The organism is Rhodohalobacter sp. 8-1 (genome assembly GCF_038150125.1).
Classification (GTDB): domain Bacteria; phylum Bacteroidota; class Rhodothermia; order Balneolales; family Balneolaceae; genus SW132.
The window spans coordinates 13,545-33,942 of record NZ_JBBVMF010000016.1; the positions used below are offsets into that span (position 1 = coordinate 13,545).

The window sequence follows — 20,398 nt, forward strand, 5'->3', positions numbered from 1 at the left end:
AAAATGCAAACAGAAATGGGGGCTAACATGATCCGGTTTAATAAAATATTAGTACCGACCGATTTTTCGAAAGGAGCAGAAAGTGCATATGCCGCTGCACAAAAAATTGCAGACACGTTTGGTGGAAAAGTTGACCTTTTCCACGTGGTTCCGACTATAAAATATCTGGCGGAAAGTGCAAAAAAACTTGGGGCCCCGATTGACATGAATAAGGATATTTACCCAAAAGTGTTCGAGGAGGCGGAACACAAGCTTGAAAAAGCAATGCGCGAATATATAAAAGACGAAACTAAGGGCGATTGTAAAGTCATGATCGACCGGAAGCCTTCGGAAACCATCTCTGAATATGCTTCAAAACAAAATTATGACCTGATTGTTATAGGCGCAAAAGGCAAAGATCTGACAAAAATGGTTCGCGGAAGTACCACTGAGAAGGTGATACGAAAATCCAAGGTACCGGTATTTTCAATTGAAGGCCGCTTGAATGAGCATGATATTAAAAACATTGTTATGCCAACTGACGGGTCGAAATTGTCATTTGCTGCATTCCCGATGTCTGTCGCACTGGCTGATACATTCAACGCGAAGCTGACGCTTTTCCAGGTCCTGGAACTATACGGCAACTCAGTTCTTGGCAATATGCCTCAACCCAGCAGGGACGAAGTGGTCGCTGTTTATGAAGAGGTTATCAAGCGCCTGAAACAATTTCTTGAAGACCAGGGAATTGAGTCTATTCATATTCAAAGAAGTGGTGTGTCGTTTGAAGATGAAATCACCATTGAGGAAGGTGGGGAAAGCCGGACAATACCTCTTGAGACCAAAGTGGAGCGTGGCGTCTCTGCACATTACGAAATCGAGTCGTACGCTTCCGACAGTGCTGACCTGGTTGTTATGGCCACGCACGGGCACAGTGGGTTTGCCCACCTGATTCTGGGCTCAACCGCTGAAAAAGTAGCGCAGTATATTAAAAAGCCGGTTATAACCGTAAGGCCTGAAAAAAAACTGTTTAAATAAAGGGTCTCGGTTTCGGGTCACGGTGTTTGACTGAGAAGGAGGATCCTTTGTTCGGAATTAGTCGAGAGACGAGCCAAAATTTTATTCATTATAAAAAAGAGGAGTTATGGAGAAGAGAATTGAAGGCAAAGTGGCAGTGATTACAGGAGGGGCCGGTGGCATTGGACTCGAAACGGCAAAGAGATTTTTAAATGAGGGAGCAAAAGGTATTTTACTGGTTGATATTAAAGAGGACCAGTTAAAAAATGCTGCTAAAGGACTGGAGAGCGATAAGGTTAAGTTTTTCAGAGGTGATGTATCCAGCAGCGACGACGCGAAGGCTTATATCGAAAAAGCTATTCAGGAATTTGGAAGAATTGACATACTATTTCTGAATGCCGGAATTGAGGGGGTCGTAAAACCACTCACAGAGTATCCCGAGGAGATGTTCGACAAGGTACTGGCCGTAAATGTAAAAAGCGTCTGGCTTGGGCTGAAGCATGCGTTCCCACATATGAAAGAGAATGGAGGCGGAAGTGTGATTATCACGTCATCGGTTGCGGGTCGTCAGGGCACGCCAAACGTGATGGCTTACGTAACAAGCAAACATGCCGTTGTTGGATCGATGAAGGTAGCGGCACTTGAAGGTGCCGAGCATGGAATCAGGGTGAACAGCATTCATCCCTCACCGGTAGACAACCGTATGATGCGTTCGCTGGAAGAAGGATTTTCACCCGGATCAGCTGAAGAAGCAAAAAAAGGATTCGAAGAGATGATACCGCTCAAGCGCTACGCAGATAACGCTGATATTGCCAACCTGGTTCTTTTTCTGGCGTCAGATGAAAGCTCGTTTATTACAGGATCTGCTTATTCAATTGACGGCGGTATGACGGCGTGACAGACTGGGAATTAGGCACTATTTTTGAGGTATAATTCTTTGTAAAAAGCTTGGAATAGTCATCTCAGTGAGGCTAGGATAAGATTTCCGGAAAAGTCATCCAGGCCTCTGAGCCGGGATCTCCCATCATAAAACGCATCAGACAAAAGGAAAATGGGAAATGCCGCCTATCATTGCGGCACATAACTTTGTGTAGTCTCAAAGACCTACAAGCACTTTACACCATCTAACAAAAACAAATTTTAGATAAAACCATGGCTAAAGATGTAAAAAAGAAGAGTTTCAGCGACATTATTAAAAGTGATACACCTGTATTGGTAGACTTTTACGCCGACTGGTGCGGTCCATGCAAAATGATGACACCCATCCTGAAAGATCTGAAAAAGGAGATGGGCAATTCTATCAACATTTTGAAAATTGATGCCGAAAAGAACGCAGATGCCGCAATCAAATACCAGGTTCGCGGTGTACCCACTCTAATTCTATTCAAAAATGGCCGCATTCTCTGGCAGCAGTCAGGCGTGGTGCAGGCTCCCCAGCTAAAGCAGATTATAGATCAGAAGTTAGAAGAGGCAGAAGTATAAAGGGTGTTAGTTAAATTAAGAGGACTGACCTTTGCAGTCATTTAGCAGATCTATTAATTGCACAGAAAAGAAGGCTTTTAAAGCTTGTGGTTCATTGTGTAATTATGAAGTTGGTATTAATGAAAAGTTTATGGGTTAAAAGTAAAATTTGGAAAGAACCACTTAATACCATATTCCAAAAATATAGGCGATTGCTTTTGAAGATCCTTTGATAACATCCCTTCGTAATTCTGTGCCATCAACTAATATGGCTTGCCGCCTAAATTGACCGGCGGGATGACACGCTTATTGGTTGGCACGTAGGCGGCGTTAACACAATAGTCTTTTTTTTTAATTTCGCCTTATCGTTACGGCGCATCATTCGCCAGCAAAATCATTGTCATTCTGCCCGCATTGTGGGAATAAACCGGTGACTTCTGCAGTGCTCGTCCTTTCTATAGTGTGCGGTTTTTAAATATCAGATGCCGCTAAAAAAAGATAAATCCCTCCTTCTCTGAAATTTTTTAAATAATTTTGAGAAGATTTTCAATCCTACGTCGCTAATGAAGAAAACAAGGAAAGCTTAGATTTAAAGCTGTCCTTGAAATTTCAAACTGCTCATGCGGTCGTATTTGAAGCGAATAACGGGATATACTGGATTCATTATTTTGATTCTGACAGGATTTCTTTGTGAGGGAAAGGTTTTATTCGCTCAGCAAGGATCTTTTTTGGATCAGTCGAGTCTTCGGCCTCTTACAGCCGGGGGCAGCATTGGGTTTTCTGCAAGCGCCTATGCTGTGGATGGCATTGAAAACCGACGCTCACCGGCAGTGGTACAGGCCAATGCCAATATGAATTTTTCAGTGTTTGGATTAAGGTCCGGTCTTAATTTAAACTATTCCACCGATGACACTGGATTGCGTCAAAACATGAATAACCTCTCCTTTAATGCAACCAGGAAATGGCTCAATGTTCAGGCAGGAGACGTAAACTCAAAATTGTCTCAATATGGATTAAATGGTACAACTATAAGAGGCGGTTACATCAGAATGGAGCCGGGTAATTTTCTTCTGGAACTTACCGGAGGTCGTTCTCAGCGTGCAGTACGTCCAAGTAGTGAGTCGGGATTCAGGCAGCCGGCATTTGAGCAGTGGGCTGCCGGCGGAAAAATTGGATATGGAAATCCTTCATCGACCTATTTTCATTTAAGTTCGTTTTATGCTATTGATGAAAAGCTATCTATAACAGATTCGAATATTGAAATAACTCCGAGGGAAAATCTAACGTTAACCCCGGATTTTCAGATTGACATCTTCAAGGGGCGGTTAACGATCGGCAGCGAAGTAACAGCCTCAATTTACACACGTGATCTTAACAGCGGAAGCTTCTCATTGGAAGAGGGAGGTGTTCCGCGATTCTTCTCTTCGTTTTATACGCCCAGATCGAGCAGCCGTATTAACTATGCCGGAACGGCCAGCGCAAATTTAAACCTGGATCTATTCAATCTTGGACTGGGCTACGAAAGGATACAACCGGGGTTTCGGTCGCTGGGCAGGGGAAGAGTTCGGGATGATCAGGAAAAAATACTCATTAACCCCGCTCTCAGACTATTCAATAACCGGCTAAACATCAGTTCAAATATTGCCCTTGGACGCGATAATTTGATGAATAATCGAATTCAGACGCAGCGTAATTCAACTATCAACAATAACGTACAGGTTGTTTTCTCAGAAACAATAAACCTGAATATCGTCTACGGACTGATTTTAAATAATATTACGTCTGAAGCTGTCAACGATGAAATTCCCGGCAGCGGCCATTCTCAAATATCTCACAATCTGTTGCTGCAGCCCGGCTTTACTTTTCGGGGAGATACGTATACTCACAATATCTCAATTACAGGCGGCTACCTGACCATAGAAAGCAAGTTTGACAGTCAAAATCAAACCCCGAACCGATCCTTCTCATCGACGTCGATTACCTCAGCACTTAACTATACCATAACACTACCTTCCGGTATGTCTGTATCATCCTCAGCTAATTATCTGATAAACCAATCGGGGGATTTGGACCTCCAAAACCTTGGATTTAACCTGGGCAGCAGCTACTCATTTTTTGATCGCAAACTTAGTGTTAGTGCAAACGCAGGATTCAGTAACAACTCAAGTGAGCGTGAAAATACTACAGGCAATAGTACCACAAACAAATTGCAGCAACTATCGGGAAGTCTGAATTCCAGCTATCGGCTGACAGGCAAAGATTCATTTTCAATTACGATAAGAACCCGCAGCAATAGGGTGATTCAGGGAGGCGGCAGACAGTTCAGTGAATTGGAAGGCACCTTTCAATATCAAAGAAGATTCTAACCAACTAACTACTAGCGATGACATACAGGGTTCAAGAAAAATATGCCGTATTTATAAAACACGCCCTTTTGGTTGTGATGGTATCTTATCCTGCGCTTACAATATTGAGCCATCCTTTACAGGCTCAAAGTTCAACACAGGTGAACATAGTTGGAATACCGCCAGTCATTTCATCTCCGTATGCAGACGATATTGAGAGCAAATTCAAGAGTGGTCAGTATCAGGTTATATTCAACTACTCGAATTTTAGCAGTCAGCCTGTTGATTTTGTTTTTGATGTAGCGTTAACCCGGAACAACCGTATACTTTTTGAGATTACATCTGTTCCAAGAGCATACACGCCGGGAAGTTACGTGTTTACGTCCTTTTTTGAGGAGATCCAATTTCGTGAAACATCAGATGATATCCTGGGTCAGCTAAACAGGGACCTGAAAACCAGGTGATTCAATCCGGTTCTATGCCTGAGGGAAACTACGCGCTCGAGATTAAAGCAAGGCCCTTTACCGGATCAAGCGGGATTAATTCAATCCAGGGGTTGTCCATATTTTCGGTTCGGTATCCGCAGCCGCCTATTTTGATTTCCATCCAGAATAATGCGAATGTAAATATTGACAGCCCCACCTTTTCTTGGACACCGGTGGTAAGCTCAATGGGTGGTATGTTTGAATATGAATTTCTGCTTGTTGAGGTGTTTAACCGTCAAAGTCCGCTCCAGGCCATAAACAGTAATCGTGAACACGCAGCCGTGACTCTGTCCGGTCAAACCACGCTTCCCTACACGCTCGAGTATCTGCCTCTTGAGTAGGGAATGACCTACGCCTGGCAGGTGACGGCGCGAAATTCAGGTGGACAAATGCCGCTGCAAAACGAAGGTGTCAGCGAAATTTACACCTTTACCTATAAAGATAAACGTGGTTCAGATGGTGTTGCGGAAGGACTCACCACTTTTCCGCTGATCCAGAACCTGGTTGAGTTGACCAATTTTGACCAGGCAGGCATTATAGAAACTCGTTCAACTTATATTATCAATGGAACCGTGGAATCGCTGGTTGATGTGCCCGGAACTTTAAACCCGGTAATGGTGAGGGCACAGGCTATCAATCTGGAAGTGCAGAAAGGAAGTTTATCAAACCCGGTTTTCCTGGGTGGCCGTGTTGAATTCGAAGGCGATCCATATAATGCAATATATCCGGATTTACAGTTTGTGCAATTCGATGAGGTTACCTGGGATTTGAATTCAGGTTTGATTGCTGACGTCAGTTTGGTCACTCCCGATCTCCAAACATTCAAAGCAGAAGGAAATCTTCAGTTAACATCGGCGGGAATATCAGGCATTGTGCGCGCACGCGGATCTCCTCTCTTTCGGTTTGATGACGGGCCTGTAGACTTTGAAATTCATCAGCTTACCGGAAGCTTTCCCGAAAATAGATTGACGGCAGAAGGGGATGTTATAATGAATGGTGTGGATGCTCCCTGTACGATTGAAAATATGAACTTTACCGGCAATATTTCGACATCATTTAACTGTACTAACTTTGAAAAAGAACCATTTTTATCAGAAAACTCTGTTGTATCACTAACACCTTCGTTTGTGCTGGGAGATCTCAGTATTGATTTAGAAAGCAGTGAGATGGAATACAGTATCATAATGCAGTCGGATCTCGACATTGATCTGACAGATGATAGAACCTGTAAAATAAAATTTCACACATTGTTTGATTCTGAAGAGGGAACAGAATCAAACAGTATTCAGCAATATTGCTCTATTCTGGATGGTGGTATAGATCTCGGGTTTGCTGACCTGGCCCTTCAAAGTTGAGATGGGATTTGGTCAGGTTCCTGGTGCAACAGACGTTTTTGATTCCGGTTTAGACCTGGAATCTCCTCCGTCGCCGCCCGGAGAATCGCTTCACGCCTGGTTTGAAACCCAGGACAAAAAACTGTTTCAGGATTTCCGAAACGCATTTAGTGAAAAACAAATCTGGACGCTGAAATTACAGCCAGGCGGCAACGATAATGTAGAACTAAACTGGACTCATGAACAGGTGACTTTTGCCGGTTCGCTTTCGATTACAGATCCGGAAGGCACATTTTCCCTGAATATGTTTGAAGTTAATAACCTGGAAATAAATACCGGACAGATTGATGAACTGCACATTATTTTTAGTTTAGAAGAAAAGTAGTGTTGCGTCATGTATGTAATTTCATAATCAACCTGAGAAACCCGGAAAAGCACCGAGGGCTCGGTACCAGAAAAACACCGGCCTCGGGAATGCTCACGTCTTTATTCGACAAATGAGAAATGACATGGCACTAGCAGCGAAGGTAGAATTCTTCAGGTTTTGAACGAAGGAGAATGGGCTTGCAATTACAGCCTGTGTAACTCACCTATACATGTAGTTAGAGCCGCAAAGCCGATAGTGGTTCAGGGGGCATTATTTTAACTCCTAATAACACGAAAGTATACTTTTGGCAGAGTTTCTCGCTCTGCATCGTTGGCCTAAAACCCGTGACAATTTGAAACCAAACTATTTAAAAGGGATCGCTTTATTGCTTTAAATAGTTGCAGATTGACCGATAAAAGATGAATTATGATTATGCAGCCTGATTGATCGGCTGGGTAACTGAAGTACAAATTTAGCGGACTCCTTTTCTAATAAGGGATTATCTGAAGCACATTGTATTTAATCTATTTAGATAGATGATTTGCGGTAAATGATTCGCTATACTCGTAGGATAATTCTATAATTCGGAAAAATTTCGGTGGTTTTACCTTCATGAATAAACAGACGATCGATCATCTGGCTAAGAAAGTTCAGAAGACAGAAGAGACACTAACTAATAGCGAAAGAAATGAAATAAGTGCAATTCTAAAGGCTCATAAAGAATCTCTCAGACATAACGATCTCGTACATGAATTGTCTCAAATAGGCCGGAAGGAGATACCACGCAATGAATGGAAAGCTTTTTTTCGGAATTGCATCCAGAAAATTGGTGAAGGGATACAGGCTGACTGTATAAGGTATTACAACTTCACATTTAAGGCCGAAACCGGTGAGCCTGGATTGATACCGGAAGTAGTTTGGCAGGCGCAGTCATCCCGAGATTTATTCGACCCGGGGAATTCTCCAACGTTCCTTTCCCAGCGCAAATACAGCAGTCTTTTTGAAAGGATGAGAAATAGAAGCTCCTTTCAGACGACCCCGGACAAAGAAGACATCGGGCCGTTAAAAATGCTTATGCAGGCGGATAAATGCTTGTCGATGTTGGTTCTGCCAGTTCGAAGCAACACTACATTATACGGGATGCTCCGCGTGGATAGCTGCCATAAAGACCGAAAATGGTCTGATTCAGAACTCAATCTTTTGCACCCGATTATTTTTCAGTTACGAAATATTCTTGAAAAGCGAGACTTGGAGAAGCAGCTTCACAGTACTTACAGGCAAGCTCAGATAGGTACATGGGAGATGGATATCAAGTCTGGTAATTTTAGCTGGTCCAAAGTAACAAAAGAGATTTTTGAGCTGGATAGCAAAAGTTTACCCAACGGTGAGTTGGCTGCAGATTTGTTTTATGATGAACGCTCAAAAAATAAAGTGATGGAGGCAGTTGAACGTGCTCAGATTACAGGTGAACCCTATGATTTGGAAATTAAAATCAAGACGGCAAAAGGAAACGCAAAATGGGTGCGTGATACCGGTCAGGCCCAGTTTAAAAATGGAAAATGTGTTCGGCTATATGGTATAGTTCAGGATATACATAAGCGTAAACTGGCAGAACAAGAATCTGAAAAAAATAAACGATTGTTAGAGGCCATCACCCAGCAAACAGAGGTGGCGGTGTGGGTGAGAAATGATAGTGGTGACATTCTGTTTGTGAATAAACAATGGAAATCAATTTTTGGGCTGGAAGAAAAAGAAGTAATTGGAGCTTCATTACGTGATTTTTTTGAAAAGAAGCACGCCGATGAAATGATTGCCTCAGACCGGTCAGTTGTAAAAAATAACAAACAGGTAATATTTGAGGAGCTTATTAAAACGGCTTCGGGGCCGCGTCATTTTATGGTCAATAAGTTTCTGCTGAAAGGAATATCTGGATTCGAAAATGCAGTAGGTGGTATAGGAACCGATATCACCGAAATTAAAAAGACAGAAGAGCGGCTTCAGAAGGCAGAAGAGAAACTCAGGGAAATAATTGAACACAGTACCAATTTATTTTACACGCACGATGTAAATCACAAACTTACATACCTGAGTCCGCAATCGATCGACTTTTTAGGATATCATCCGGATGAAGCTAAACGGCGCTGGATAGAATTTGTATCTGATCATCCGGACAACGAAAAAGGGTTTCACCGAACCCAGCGGGCAATCGAAACGGGTGAGCCACAGCCCCCCTTTGAACTGGAATTGGTTCGCGGTGACGGTGTGAAAATATGGGTCGAGGTGAATGAAGCCCCGGTTATTAAAGATGGGAAGATCGTTTCCATTGCAGGATCCTTGACCGATGTGACAAAACGTAAAGAGGCTCAGAGCAAAATTCGTGACAGTCTGAGAGAAAAAGAAACACTGCTTGCCGAAATACATCACCGCGTAAAAAATAACCTCGCGGTCGTAGCAAGCCTGATGCAGCTTCAGGCAATGGAATCTGAAAGCCAAGATGTTCGGGGAGAGCTCCTCGAAAGTGTGCTTAGGATAAAGTCGATGGCAGGGATACATGAGCACTTATATAAAACGGAAGATTTTTCAAATCTTGATTTTGCTCATAACCTGAAAACGCTCGTCGGCGAAATTGTAGATACAATGCAATATTCTGTCGATATATCACTAAAATTCGAGTGTGATGAAGTTCGCTTGAGTGTGAATCAGGCAATTCCCTGCTCTCTGGTCGTTAATGAAGTGATCACAAATATTATAAAGCATGGTTTTAAAGGGCGCAAAACCGGTAGTGTGGTCATACGTTTGTATCAAAATGACAAAACTGTTACTCTCGCGATAAAAGATAATGGTGTAGGACTGCCTGCAGATTTTAATCCTGAATCAACGAAGACACTTGGCATGCAGCTTATAAAAACGCTGTCGGACCAGCTTTTCGGGACATTCAAATTTGAATCTGACGAAGAAGGTTCAATTTTCACTCTATCCTTCCAGAAGAAAGCCGATAAATCGTTGCACACCTAAGTCGAATCTTTCTTTGATGTTATTAGAACGACAGAAAAATTATCATTAAGTAATTGTAATATAGCGCTTTATGCCATTCTTAAGATCTTTGAAACGCTATTTTTCCATTCGGCGGCCACTTCCGGCTCACTATAAAGATCAGCTGCAGACATCCATTTCTTTTTACAGGTATCTGAATGCGTCACAAAAAAGCAGACTTGAAAAGCGAATGAGCGTGTTGCTGTCCGAAAAGATTTTTGAGGGATGCGGCGGATTAACGGTTACTGATGAAATGAAGGGGGTGATTTCTGCGTATGCAGGATTGCTCATCATGGAAAAACCTTCAGATTATTACAGCGATTTACGTGCAATCCTGATTTACCCGGATGATTACGTAGCACCGGTGTACCAGGTAGAAGTCGGGGGTGTGATCACGGAGGGCTCAGAGCGACGGCAGGGAGAGTCGTGGGACTCAGGAAGCGTGGTGCTGTCGTGGAGTGATATTCGTGAGTCAACGCTCAACAGGGAGAATAACCATAATCTAATTATTCATGAATTCGCACATCAACTGGATGATCAGTATGGATTATCGGCGGGTATTACGTTGCAAGGTAAGCCGCTTCAGACGGATGATTGGACCGGAGAATTAGCGAAAATTTATCGCGATTTGATAGAGGCGGACCGGTTCAGACGGAGAGAGCATCCGCTGGACTTGTATGGGGCAACTAATCCGGCAGAATGCTTTGCGGTTACGCTCGAAGCGTTTATTGAATCGCCCAGGAAACTTCAGTCAGCTTATGGCGCCGCCTACCGGTTACTTGCAGATTTTTTTGGATATGATCCTGGACGAATTTGGGATTTTTGAGCAAATGAGGCGGTGAACAGGATGTTTAACAATTTCTTAACATACATTTTCCGGATTCTCCTTAAAAAAAGGTCAACAAGTTTTATATTGTGAATCTGAAAAAAATTCAGTTAATATGATCAGTAATAGGTTAAATCTGCGTTGAAAAAACCAAGATTTGTATGAACTACACTTTTTTTGACTTTCTACAGCTAATCGGATCCCTTGGGGTATTTATTTATGGGATGAAAGTTTTTAGTGACGGGCTGCAGAAAGTGGCAGGAAGTAAACTTCGGGCCATTCTTAAAGGTATGACGACCACCCGATTCCGGGGAATCTTAACCGGTTTTGGTGCTACTACCATCACGCAGTCGTCAAGTACTACAACGGTTATGGTTGTCAGTTTCGTTAATGCAGGACTTATTACCTTTTTAGAGTCAACAGGTGTTATTATGGGTGCCAATATAGGCACAACAGTAACAGCCTGGATGGTGTCTATCTTCGGGTTTAAAATGCAGATTACGCCAATAGCTATTATGCTGATTGGTATATTTTTCCCTTTTATGTTTTTTGGGAAAGAGAAGCTGCAAAACCTCGCAGAAGCCATGATCGGGTTTGGTATTCTATTTATCGGGCTTGATTTCATTAAAAATGGCGTGCCGAATATAAGCGACAATCCCGAAATGTTCATGTTCGTGGACTCCTTCACGGAGTTTGGATTTCTCTCAATTCTTATTTTTGTGCTTGTTGGTACACTATTGACGCTGATTACGCAATCATCTTCAGCTTCTACAGCTATCACGCTTGTCATGCTGTTCCAGGGCTGGATTGATTTTCCTATCGCGGCAGCGATGGTTCTGGGTGAAAATATCGGTACAACCGTAACCGCAAATATTGCAGCAATTGTAGGAAACGTCCACGCAAAACGGGCGGCGAGGTTCCACTTTATCTTCAATGTGTTTGGGGTGGTCTGGATGCTGATACTGCTTCAGCCTTTCTTGACAGGGATTGATGAAGTTATGAGCTTTTTCTCACCCGAACTGGGATCTGTGATGGTAGCAAATAGTGAATTGCAGCGGGCAAACGCTACGCTTGCACTCTCACTGTTTCACACGGCGTTCAATATTATTAACGTGCTGCTGCTCGTTGGGTTTGTACCGCAAATCATCAAATTTGTTGAGCGAATACAGAAAGAGAAAACGTCATCAGACAGTAAATTTCGTCTTCAGTACATTTCGTCAGGCATGATGTCATCTGCCGAGATGTCGATCCAGCAGGCACATAAGGAGATTCAGCTCTTCGCCAAACTGCTCGAAAAAATGCATTTTAGTTTTCAGGGACTCTTTTTTAAAAAGCAGAAGAAGCAGGAAAAATTCTTGAAAAAGATTAAAAAACGAGAGCAGATTACAGATAATATTGAACTGGAAATTGCTGAGTATCTCACCAATATTTCCAAATTTAATCTCTCAGATTCTGCTACCCGTAAGATCCGTGCTATGCACAGTATGATCAATGATATGGAGCGTGTGGGTGATATCTATTTCCAGATGTCGAAAACGTTTGAGGAGATGCAGAACAATGAGATAAACCTTCCGGAAGATGCCAGTGAAGAGATAGGGAAGATGCTTGATCTGCTGCATAAAGCGATTCGGCTTGTGCGAAATAATCTGGATCAGGATAATGGTGGATTTGACCTGCAAAAGGCTATCGACATTGAAAAGAAAATCAATGCAATGCGGGATGAATTACTTGAGAAGCATTACAAGAGACTCGAAGACAAATCATACTCCAATAAAGCCGGGTTCATTTATCTTGATTACATGAACAGAATGGAGAAAATCGGGGACCACCTGTTTAACGTAAGTGAGGCGATTGCAGGGCGTAAAGTAAAATCAGCCTATGCAACCGTTATGGAAGAGCGCAAGTAGCAAGCAGAAGAGAGATTAGCGAATCTTTAGCTACTTACGTTTATCTTTAATGTAAATAGCTTTTGACTGACCTTCGCCAACCGATCGTTCTTCGATTTCGAAGAGGTTCATAGCTTTAACCAGGTCTCCCAGCTTCTGAAACCCATAGTTTCTGGGATCAAACCCCGGCGATTGCTTGGCTATGTTGCTGCCGACTGGTGCAAGGTGCGCCCAGCCGCTTTCGTCTGATGACGCTTCTACCGCATTTCGTACAAGGTTCACCAGCTTTGTGTCCTGCTTCAGTTCATTGATTGGTTTTCTTTTCTTTCGTGTAATTTCATCTTCATCATCTTTCAATACTTCAGTGTAGATGAATTTATCGCAGGCAGCTACAAACGGATCAGGAGTTTTCTTTTCTCCAAATCCATAAACGGTCAGCCCTGATTCCCGGATCCGGGCTGCAAGTTTGGTAAAATCGCTGTCGCTGCTTACCAGGCAAAACCCATCAAAGCTACCTGTATACAAGAGATCCATTGCATCAATAATGAGGGCACTGTCTGTAGCATTTTTTCCTTTTGTATAGCCAAACTGCTGGATAGGCTGAATTGAATGTTGTAATAAAAGGTCTTTCCAGCTTCGCAGCTGAGGCTGAGTCCAGTCGCCATAAATACGCTTTACATTTGCAATTCCATATTTGGCGATTTCAGCAAGTAGGTTTTCTGTAATAGAGGGCTGAGCATTATCGGCATCAATGAGAATAGCGAGTTTGTCAGTGTTTTTTTGATCCATTGTACTGCTCTATAATTGCTGTTGATTCTGCCGGACAAATAATGATGGGGCAGAAATGAAATAAATATTCGGTTTCAATGTAGAAACAATTTTAGAGGAAAGTTGATAAATACCCAAATGATTTTGTATTTATAAGGATAATGATGCCTCGGTAAATGTTCTATCAGTAAAAGCTTACCGAAAGGTTGAAATATATGTGAGCCTTGAAGAGGCCGAATTAATATAAACACACAATTGAAAAGGAGTTAAGCAATGCCAAAGTGTCAACTATATAAAGATGTGAAAGGCGAGTGGCGATGGAGACGACAAAATAAAAAGGGTGATATTGAAGCTTTCTCGAAACAAGGATTCGAGAGTGAAGAAGAGTGCAAAAAGAACGGAAAAGAAGAAGGTAACTGCACCAGTTTTCGAAAAGGCGCTTTTCACTAAATCTTGTAAATTCGCATGGTTGAACCTGATCAATGGGGGCTGGCGAAAGTCATTCTCCATTTTTAAAAAGGCCAGTTGGAGTACAACCATTTAGACTCAAGCTTTTTTTTAGGGATTGGTTTGAATAACTCGTATATTAAAATTGTTAATTGAAATCCCACCAACGGTTCGGTAATTTTTTTGAAAACGACACGGTATTGCCCTTCTTTTCATTAGATGAACACCTAGGTGTATAAACTCTACAATATACTATTATGAGTAAGCAAACAGGAAAAGTAAAATGGTTTGACGCAGAAAAAGGTTTTGGATTCATCCAGCCAGATGAAGGCGGAAAAGACATTTTTTGTCACAGAAACAACATCGAGAATCTTGGATTCCAAGAGGGTCTTGAAGACGGCGAAGCCGTTGAATTTAATGTAGAAGAGACTCCCAAAGGTCTAAGTGCTACAGACGTTGTAAGTCTTATTTACGAATAAGCACCACATTTTAATGTGATTTTAAAAGCCCGTATTCTTAAGTGAATACGGGCTTTTTTGTGTTTAATAAGGGGTGTGATTTCTCAAATCACTCCATCACCCTTCAAGATAAGCCCGGGCAATGGCGGTAAATTTCGCCGGCTGATCCAAAAATGCGTAATGTCCTGCCTCTTCAATCTCCACCAGAGCGCTGTTATTAAGTCCCTTCTCCAGTCGTTTGGCCTGGTCCATCGGTGTGGCAGCATCATCTTTTCCCCACAGCAGCAGCACTTCCTCATCGATAGAAGATAGTTGGTCATCAAAAAATTCTGTAACAGATTTCACAAATGTTTCGCGCATCACTCCCGTCAGTTTTTGATAGTCCGACGATCCCAGTGATTTCCACAGCTGTGTTTTTCGAAGCCGATTCATCACTGCGTCGCGTTTTGAAGGAATTACAAGTTTAACGGGTAGTTTTAATAGCTTTGCTGTCAGCCGTTTTGCGTGAAAGGAGAGAGAGCGCTTAGGTTTTAAACCCGCACCACCCGTGATGATCATTTTATCAATTTGAACGGGCCGGTCTTTCATCGACAATATTTTCAGTAAAATTCGTCCGCCGAAACTATGGACCAGGAAATCTACAGATGTATCGGGATAGTTTTCCTGAAGAAAGGCCAGTACCATCCCGGCATAGTTGCCAACTGACCAGGCCGAACGGGGTTCCGGTGACTCCCCAAATCCAGGAAGATCCAGCAAAATACACGTTCGTTGGCTGGCGAGTTTCTTTGCAAGCGGCATCATTACGGCTGAGCTGCTTCCCCAGCCATGCAGCATGATGAGTGGTTTCCCGGCCCCAACCTTGTAATAAGCAATGTCTAACCCATTGTAGTGGTATTTATTTGACTTAATTTCCATGGAACATGTAAGGGAGTTGCAAATTTTTGATCATAAACATAAGGGTGAACAATAAAACAGAAAACAATGAAGAGAAAATTATTCTTTTGGTTAGATAGTTTACAAATTAGCAGAAGCGAACGAATCGCTATTTCCGTTCTCATGGCGCTAATGCTACTATTGACGTCCGCGATCGTATTTATCGATCCGGCCCCGTCGATTGATAACGAGACGTACGCCGATCTGGAAGAGGTGTTCCGTGAGCGATCAGCAATCAAACAACAAGAGCACGCCGCCATTATGGCCAGGTACACTCCGGCCGCCGGAAATACAACCGGGCAAGAGGCTGTGCAAATGAATGAGCCAGTGGCAAACATTAAATCCCTTGAAAAACCGGAACCCGCACAAGCTTCACCAGATACGATACGTATTAATATAAATAAAGCAAGTGCAAAAGAGCTGCAACAGCTGCCGGGGATCGGGCCGGCATATTCAGAGCGTATTGTTGAGTGGCGAAATGAACATGGTAATTTTTCGAGTGTAGAACAACTGCTTGAAATACGCGGAATAGGCCCGGTACGATTGGAAAAAATAAGAACTATGATTGTATTGTAATCATCGGGCTTCCAATCGCCGCATGCATTCTGTATTTTATAAAACTTAAGTAGCGACAACTTGCTGCGGTAATTTGGAAATATATCTATGGCAAATAAAATTTTGTGGGCTGACGATGAAATCGATCAGCTAAAATCGCATATTATCTTTCTTGAAAACAAAGGATTTTCTATAACCCCGGTTACGAATGGCGAAGATGCCATTTCAATGATCAAAAAGGAAGTCTTCGATCTTGTATTTCTGGATGAACAGATGCCTGGCATGGATGGCTTGGCTACTCTCGAGCAAATCCAGATCCTGCAGCCATCTCTTCCTGTAGTGATGATTACCAAAAGCGAGGAAGAGTCGATTATGGAAGATGCAATTGGAAGTAAGATTGCGGATTACCTTATCAAACCGGTAAATCCCAACCAGATTCTGCTTTCCATCAAACGGACGCTCGATAAAAAACGGATTGAAAATGAGAAATCTGCCCAATCCTACCTCAAAAATTTCAATCAGCTCTCCAGCAGGTTTAATGAACAGACTGACTGGAAAGGCTGGATAGACATCTACCGCACCCTCACCAATTGGGAGATGAACCTGGAGAACAGTGATGAGGGGCTTCAGCAAGTGCTTCAGGATCAGTTTCAGCAGGCAAACCAAGCCTTTGGAAGGTTCATTGAGCTGGAATATAAATCATGGCTAAATAAGGAGTCCGGCGACCGGCCGATTTTAAGTACCGACCTTTTGAAAGAGAAAGTATTTCCTAAGTTATCTAATGATGAAACAGTGGTTTTCTTTCTGATTGACTGTATGAGATACGATCAGTGGGTTTTGTTCGAGAGAATTCTGACTGAGTACTTTTCAATAGAAACAGACTTCTACTACTCAATCCTGCCAACGGCTACACCTTACTCAAGAAACTCTATCTTTTCAGGGCTTTTCCCGCTGCAGATTCAGGAGCGTTACCCTAATCTTTGGGAGATGGGGCAGGATGAAACATCTTTAAATCAGCATGAAGAAGAACTTTTGGGTATTTACCTGGCCCGGCACCATCTGAAAGAACCGTTTAAGTACGAGAAGGTGATCAGGCCTGAAGAGGGTAAAAAAGTAGCCGGCAAAATGCAGAACTATGCACAATCTCAGTTCTCCGCTATTGTATATAATTTTGTGGATACGCTTGTTCATAGCCGGTCAGATTCAGACGTGCTGAAGCAGCTATCGCCGGATGTGCCGGCCTTTCGATCGCTCACTGAATCGTGGTTTCAGCACTCGTCACTGCTGCAGATGTTCAGAGAGCTTGCTGATGAAGATGTGACCATCGTAGTATCGACCGATCACGGTGCGGTTCGGTCTATGCGCGACACTAAAGTTTTTGGCGACCGTGATGCGGCGACTAATCTGCGGTATAAGTACGGACGCAATTTGAAGGCAGAAGAAAATGCTGCAATTTATATCGATAAGCCCGAGGAGTACTATTTGCCGGTTCCAAAAACAGCGAATTCATATATCATTGCAAAAGAAGACTACTATTTTGTGTACCCGACGAACTACCACCGTTTTCAGAATCTTTACAAAGATACGTTCCAGCATGGAGGTGCTTCGATGGAGGAGATGATACTGCCGGTTGCCACGTTAAAACCCCGCCGATAGCAATGGACTCATTTATTTGCAAAAGCGAGAAGGCCACAATGGATCTCGCCCGGAAAATGGGTGAGAAAGCAAAGCCGGGGGACATCATTTGCCTGAAAGGGGAACTTGGTGCCGGTAAAACACATTTCGTGAAAGGATTTGTAACAGCCTTTGGAATTTCCCCGGAGGCCGTATCAAGCCCGACATTTTCTATAATTCAGGAATACAGCGGAACGCTTCCGGTGTACCATTTTGATTTCTACAGACTTGAAAATGTGCAGGAAGCACTTGAAATTGGGTCAGAAGAATATTTTTATGGTGAAGGCGTTTCAATTATCGAATGGCCTGAACGTGTTGAAGCAATTTTACCTGAAGATGTTAAGCAAATTCATATAGCTTCGATAAATAGATCAACAAGAAAAATAACAATCACCTGACTGTTCTATCAGCAGAATTGAACCCAGATGGCAACTAAAAAGCGACGACTCTCTTACAGACTTGACCTGCTTCCGGTAATTTTACCCTATCACCGGCGTGCTACAAATATAGTACAGCTCGGTGACCTGGTGTATTATGGGCCATCGCCAGAATATTATGGAATTGGGGAAGTGGTTGACACGAGTGAAAAGTACTGCATCGTCGATTTCAGGGGAACAGGCCTGCTTGGCATTCAGAAAGATGTGTTTGCTAACAAATATATTATTCCGATTCATAAGCTTAACCTGGGAAATATTCTCAAGTCTACCTGAGTACAGTTTATTAGTTTAGATGGTTATTTGTTAATTGGCGTCTGTTTTTTTGATTCAATCTGTAGATGCCTTTTCAGAATCTCTTCGTTTGCGGCCTATCAGCCATATCGCACCTGCAACAAAGAGCCCTGGGTAAAAAGGTTCCACACCAAGATAGAGATAGCCCTGATTGCCTGTAGGGTAGAGAGTGCCTAAGATAAGCCAGCCAAATGAGATTAGAATCGGCATAATAAGCGCTACAGCAGCCCGGGAGCGACGGAGCCGGAAAGGCCTTAGGTAAATGCCGAGTACCGGTATTAAGAGTCCGGGAATACAGACTGAGCCGATAACATACCACAAATCAATAACGCTGGGATAGATGACAGTAAGCAGAATCCCCAATAGTGCTGACACAAGAATCCCCGCACGTGTTAGAAGGTTTGGTTTAATTGATGGAAAATATTTGCCAAGAAAATCACGCCCAAGTGTTTGCCCCGAAATAAACAGGTAGCTGTCGAGGGTTGACATAATGGTTGCCAGCAGCGTTACGAAAAAGAGTCCCTTCAAACCAACCGGCAGTAGCTGATCGGCCAGAATGGGATAAGAGAGAATGGGTTCTTCGATACCACTCCCCAAAATAACGAACGCATACAGCCCTGTGAAGCAAGTTAGGAAATCGAACAAGGTCCAAAATCCGATGGATATAAAAATTCCGTTACGAGCTGTTTGCGGAGAATTTGCCGCCGCTGCACGCTGATGGAAACTGGGATCAACGAACGTCCATAGCGCGATAAAAAACCAAACAATAATGTACTGCCAGCTGAATCCGCCGGTGAAGTCTCTATGCTGATCCGGCAGTGCTGAAAACAGGGTTCCAAACCCGCCGAAATCCACGATTGCAAAAAGCAGCAGCATCGCAAAGCCGCCAAACATGAGAATCATCTGGAGAATATCTGTGCGGATTACGGCGCCGAAACCGCCAATGGTGATGTAAATAACAGAGAACAGAGCTACAAGTGAAGCATAAGTGAGGTAGGGCGTGTCGCCTCCAATCATAAACTGAAAGAGCACGCCCATCATAAGAATGTATGGTGCGGGGCTCACTAAAATAAAAATCGGGAGCGCACTGATTCTCCCGGCAGCAGGCGTATAGCGGTTTGAGATAGCTTCCGGGATGGTAAGTGCTTTATTTAGCCGAATTTTCCCGGCCAGGTAAATTGCAAAAATTGCAGAAAAAAGGTAAAAGGGTACTCCGAATACCAGCCATTGTGATATACCAAACTGGTAGCTGAACTCTCCAACGCCAAGTATCCCACCATACCATGTAGACACCAGGGTTGCGACAAATGCAGGTATAGTCACTTTGCGCCCGCTTAAAAGGAATTCTTCTTCATCATCACTCTGCCAGCCTTTTTTCCAGCTAATCCAGATAAGAAAAAGAAAGTAGATGAGTATGATGAGCCAGTCAAAAGAAAAAAGCTGAGCTGTCACTGGTTAGATTTTGAGTCTGTTTTATGATTTATAAAAAACAGTAAGTCGCCACTGTCGAATGTGATTTCAACACGCGGAGCGACAGTCAGGTTCGATGAGCCATCAAATATTCCGTTTTCGAGTGTATCATTAGAAAGATTGTATTTCAGGCCCCTGCTGGTCACGCCGCGAACAATGCCCGAAAGCGGGAATAGCGATACTTCAGTATGAAGGGAGAAGTTTTCTCTGAAGGGTGAATCTATCAATTTAACGTCACAATACAGATCGCGAAAATAAATAGAATCAAACAAGGTGTGATACTGCTTTAGAACGGACAGATTTTTCACCGTGTGATCCAGGCGTAATCCTGTGGCGCCGTAAACCACAACATCCGCGATCCCCTTACTATGGGCGTAATCCAGGGCTTTTTCCAAGTCATTAAAATTTTGATTGGGTCTTTCAATCACTTTCCATGGATCCGTCTTTTCAGGTTTATAGCTGTCGAGATCACCAATAACAATATCGGGTGAGATATTCATGGCCCGGGCAGTATTTCCCCCTCCATCGGCGGCAATAAAAAGATCTGCTTTTTTGAGTGAATGAACAATTTGTGCGCGATCAGGGGGTTGTCCGTTGCAGAGAATCACTGCAGATTTTAATTCATTTTTCATAAA

Annotated in this window: 21 protein-coding genes; 17 read left to right on the forward strand and 4 right to left on the reverse strand. The window is 43.0% G+C overall.

Translation table 11 applies throughout. The annotated features are described in order from the left end of the window. Nucleotides 1-27 precede the first annotated feature (27 nt). The 11 genes from AABW11_RS14625 to AABW11_RS14675 all read left to right on the forward strand — a co-directional run bounded on the left by AABW11_RS14625 (nt 28) and on the right by AABW11_RS14675 (nt 12,751). The gene (locus tag AABW11_RS14625; RefSeq protein ID WP_340105868.1) at nt 28-1,014 is read left to right on the forward strand and encodes a universal stress protein; all 987 of its coding nucleotides are present in this window, start codon (nt 28-30) and stop codon (nt 1,012-1,014) included. A gap of 106 nt (nt 1,015-1,120) precedes the next feature. Continuing rightward, nucleotides 1,121-1,891, forward strand: coding sequence for an SDR family NAD(P)-dependent oxidoreductase (locus tag AABW11_RS14630; protein WP_340105869.1), 771 nt, complete (start codon nt 1,121-1,123; stop codon nt 1,889-1,891). A 254-nt stretch (nt 1,892-2,145) separates the two neighbouring features. After that, nucleotides 2,146-2,475 carry a thioredoxin gene (gene trxA, locus AABW11_RS14635; RefSeq protein WP_340105870.1) on the forward strand — a complete coding sequence of 110 codons (330 nt, stop codon included), beginning with the start codon at nt 2,146-2,148 and terminating at the stop codon, nt 2,473-2,475. Nucleotides 2,476-3,086: 611 nt separating this feature from the next. Further along, nucleotides 3,087-4,820, forward strand: coding sequence for a hypothetical protein (locus tag AABW11_RS14640; RefSeq protein ID WP_340105871.1), 1,734 nt, complete (start codon nt 3,087-3,089; stop codon nt 4,818-4,820). Between the two features lie 17 nt (nt 4,821-4,837). After that, nucleotides 4,838-5,263, forward strand: a complete 426-nt coding sequence (locus AABW11_RS14645) for a hypothetical protein (protein ID WP_340105872.1) — start codon at nt 4,838-4,840, stop codon at nt 5,261-5,263. 14 nt (nt 5,264-5,277) lie between these two features. Then, a complete protein-coding gene (locus AABW11_RS14650; protein WP_340105873.1) occupies nt 5,278-5,625 on the forward strand; it encodes a hypothetical protein in 348 nt (115 codons plus the stop codon). Nucleotides 5,626-5,628: 3 nt separating this feature from the next. After that, a complete protein-coding gene (locus AABW11_RS14655) occupies nt 5,629-6,639 on the forward strand; it encodes a hypothetical protein (RefSeq protein ID WP_340105874.1) in 1,011 nt (336 codons plus the stop codon). Beyond that, on the forward strand, nt 6,614-7,003 hold the full coding sequence (locus tag AABW11_RS14660; protein ID WP_340105875.1) for a hypothetical protein: 390 nt from the start codon (nt 6,614-6,616) through the stop codon (nt 7,001-7,003). The genes AABW11_RS14655 and AABW11_RS14660 overlap by 26 nt, the downstream gene beginning before the upstream one ends. Before the next feature lie 594 nt (nt 7,004-7,597). After that, nucleotides 7,598-10,000 (forward strand): PAS domain S-box protein, encoded by a 2,403-nt coding sequence (locus tag AABW11_RS14665; RefSeq protein ID WP_340105876.1) that lies wholly within the window; start codon nt 7,598-7,600, stop codon nt 9,998-10,000. 70 nt (nt 10,001-10,070) lie between these two features. Next, nucleotides 10,071-10,844, forward strand: a complete 774-nt coding sequence (locus tag AABW11_RS14670) for a M90 family metallopeptidase (RefSeq protein ID WP_340105877.1) — start codon at nt 10,071-10,073, stop codon at nt 10,842-10,844. 161 nt (nt 10,845-11,005) lie between these two features. Then, nucleotides 11,006-12,751 (forward strand): Na/Pi cotransporter family protein, encoded by a 1,746-nt coding sequence (locus AABW11_RS14675; protein ID WP_340105878.1) that lies wholly within the window; start codon nt 11,006-11,008, stop codon nt 12,749-12,751. A gap of 30 nt (nt 12,752-12,781) precedes the next feature. On the opposite strand, the gene AABW11_RS14680 is transcribed toward AABW11_RS14675, so the two are convergent. Beyond that, the gene (locus AABW11_RS14680; RefSeq protein WP_340105879.1) at nt 12,782-13,519 is read right to left on the reverse strand and encodes an NYN domain-containing protein; all 738 of its coding nucleotides are present in this window, start codon (nt 13,517-13,519) and stop codon (nt 12,782-12,784) included. A 252-nt stretch (nt 13,520-13,771) separates the two neighbouring features. Between AABW11_RS14680 and AABW11_RS14685 the strand changes: the two genes are divergently transcribed. Both AABW11_RS14685 and AABW11_RS14690 read left to right on the forward strand, forming a co-directional pair. Next, nucleotides 13,772-13,948 carry a hypothetical protein gene (locus tag AABW11_RS14685; protein ID WP_340105880.1) on the forward strand — a complete coding sequence of 59 codons (177 nt, stop codon included), beginning with the start codon at nt 13,772-13,774 and terminating at the stop codon, nt 13,946-13,948. A 254-nt stretch (nt 13,949-14,202) separates the two neighbouring features. Beyond that, entirely contained in the window at nt 14,203-14,424 is a 222-nt protein-coding gene (locus AABW11_RS14690) for a cold-shock protein (protein ID WP_445263782.1), read from the forward strand. 96 nt (nt 14,425-14,520) lie between these two features. Here the strand turns inward: AABW11_RS14690 and AABW11_RS14695 are convergent, their stop codons facing one another. Beyond that, entirely contained in the window at nt 14,521-15,318 is a 798-nt protein-coding gene (locus tag AABW11_RS14695; protein WP_340105881.1) for an alpha/beta fold hydrolase, read from the reverse strand. A gap of 66 nt (nt 15,319-15,384) precedes the next feature. Between AABW11_RS14695 and AABW11_RS14700 the strand changes: the two genes are divergently transcribed. The 4 genes from AABW11_RS14700 (at nt 15,385) to AABW11_RS14715 (ending at nt 18,275) form a co-directional block, all read left to right on the forward strand. Beyond that, complete coding sequence (locus AABW11_RS14700; RefSeq protein ID WP_340105882.1) at nt 15,385-15,912, forward strand: ComEA family DNA-binding protein; 528 nt, start codon at nt 15,385-15,387, stop codon at nt 15,910-15,912. 87 nt (nt 15,913-15,999) lie between these two features. Further along, nucleotides 16,000-17,547, forward strand: coding sequence for a T9SS response regulator signal transducer PorX (gene porX, locus AABW11_RS14705; RefSeq protein ID WP_340105883.1), 1,548 nt, complete (start codon nt 16,000-16,002; stop codon nt 17,545-17,547). Nucleotides 17,548-17,549: 2 nt separating this feature from the next. Then, a complete protein-coding gene (gene tsaE, locus AABW11_RS14710) occupies nt 17,550-17,963 on the forward strand; it encodes a tRNA (adenosine(37)-N6)-threonylcarbamoyltransferase complex ATPase subunit type 1 TsaE (protein WP_340105884.1) in 414 nt (137 codons plus the stop codon). Between the two features lie 27 nt (nt 17,964-17,990). Continuing rightward, nucleotides 17,991-18,275 (forward strand): hypothetical protein, encoded by a 285-nt coding sequence (locus AABW11_RS14715; RefSeq protein WP_340105885.1) that lies wholly within the window; start codon nt 17,991-17,993, stop codon nt 18,273-18,275. A 54-nt stretch (nt 18,276-18,329) separates the two neighbouring features. Here the strand turns inward: AABW11_RS14715 and AABW11_RS14720 are convergent, their stop codons facing one another. Both AABW11_RS14720 and AABW11_RS14725 read right to left on the reverse strand, forming a co-directional pair. Beyond that, nucleotides 18,330-19,745, reverse strand: a complete 1,416-nt coding sequence (locus tag AABW11_RS14720; protein WP_340105886.1) for a sodium:solute symporter family protein — start codon at nt 19,743-19,745, stop codon at nt 18,330-18,332. Continuing rightward, nucleotides 19,742-20,395, reverse strand: coding sequence for a thiamine diphosphokinase (locus AABW11_RS14725; protein ID WP_340105887.1), 654 nt, complete (start codon nt 20,393-20,395; stop codon nt 19,742-19,744). The genes AABW11_RS14720 and AABW11_RS14725 overlap by 4 nt, the downstream gene beginning before the upstream one ends. Between the last annotated feature and the right edge of the window lie 3 nt (nt 20,396-20,398).

Excerpts from the sequence above, each read along its gene's own strand:
- AABW11_RS14625 (WP_340105868.1), top strand. The coding sequence starts at position 28 with ATGATCCGGTTTAATAAAATATTAGTACCGACCGATTTTTCGAAAGGA.
- AABW11_RS14630 (WP_340105869.1), top strand. The coding sequence starts at position 1,121 with ATGGAGAAGAGAATTGAAGGCAAAGTGGCAGTGATTACAGGAGGGGCC.
- trxA (WP_340105870.1), top strand. The coding sequence starts at position 2,146 with ATGGCTAAAGATGTAAAAAAGAAGAGTTTCAGCGACATTATTAAAAGT.
- AABW11_RS14645 (WP_340105872.1), top strand. The coding sequence starts at position 4,838 with ATGACATACAGGGTTCAAGAAAAATATGCCGTATTTATAAAACACGCC.
- AABW11_RS14650 (WP_340105873.1), top strand. The coding sequence starts at position 5,278 with ATGCCTGAGGGAAACTACGCGCTCGAGATTAAAGCAAGGCCCTTTACC.
- AABW11_RS14655 (WP_340105874.1), top strand. The coding sequence starts at position 5,629 with ATGACCTACGCCTGGCAGGTGACGGCGCGAAATTCAGGTGGACAAATG.
- AABW11_RS14665 (WP_340105876.1), top strand. The coding sequence starts at position 7,598 with ATGAATAAACAGACGATCGATCATCTGGCTAAGAAAGTTCAGAAGACA.
- AABW11_RS14670 (WP_340105877.1), top strand. The coding sequence starts at position 10,071 with ATGCCATTCTTAAGATCTTTGAAACGCTATTTTTCCATTCGGCGGCCA.
- AABW11_RS14675 (WP_340105878.1), top strand. The coding sequence starts at position 11,006 with ATGAACTACACTTTTTTTGACTTTCTACAGCTAATCGGATCCCTTGGG.
- AABW11_RS14680 (WP_340105879.1), bottom strand. The coding sequence starts at position 13,519 with ATGGATCAAAAAAACACTGACAAACTCGCTATTCTCATTGATGCCGAT.
- AABW11_RS14685 (WP_340105880.1), top strand. The coding sequence starts at position 13,772 with ATGCCAAAGTGTCAACTATATAAAGATGTGAAAGGCGAGTGGCGATGG.
- AABW11_RS14690 (WP_445263782.1), top strand. The coding sequence starts at position 14,203 with ATGAGTAAGCAAACAGGAAAAGTAAAATGGTTTGACGCAGAAAAAGGT.
- AABW11_RS14695 (WP_340105881.1), bottom strand. The coding sequence starts at position 15,318 with ATGGAAATTAAGTCAAATAAATACCACTACAATGGGTTAGACATTGCT.
- AABW11_RS14700 (WP_340105882.1), top strand. The coding sequence starts at position 15,385 with ATGAAGAGAAAATTATTCTTTTGGTTAGATAGTTTACAAATTAGCAGA.
- porX (WP_340105883.1), top strand. The coding sequence starts at position 16,000 with ATGGCAAATAAAATTTTGTGGGCTGACGATGAAATCGATCAGCTAAAA.
- tsaE (WP_340105884.1), top strand. The coding sequence starts at position 17,550 with ATGGACTCATTTATTTGCAAAAGCGAGAAGGCCACAATGGATCTCGCC.
- AABW11_RS14715 (WP_340105885.1), top strand. The coding sequence starts at position 17,991 with ATGGCAACTAAAAAGCGACGACTCTCTTACAGACTTGACCTGCTTCCG.
- AABW11_RS14725 (WP_340105887.1), bottom strand. The coding sequence starts at position 20,395 with ATGAAAAATGAATTAAAATCTGCAGTGATTCTCTGCAACGGACAACCC.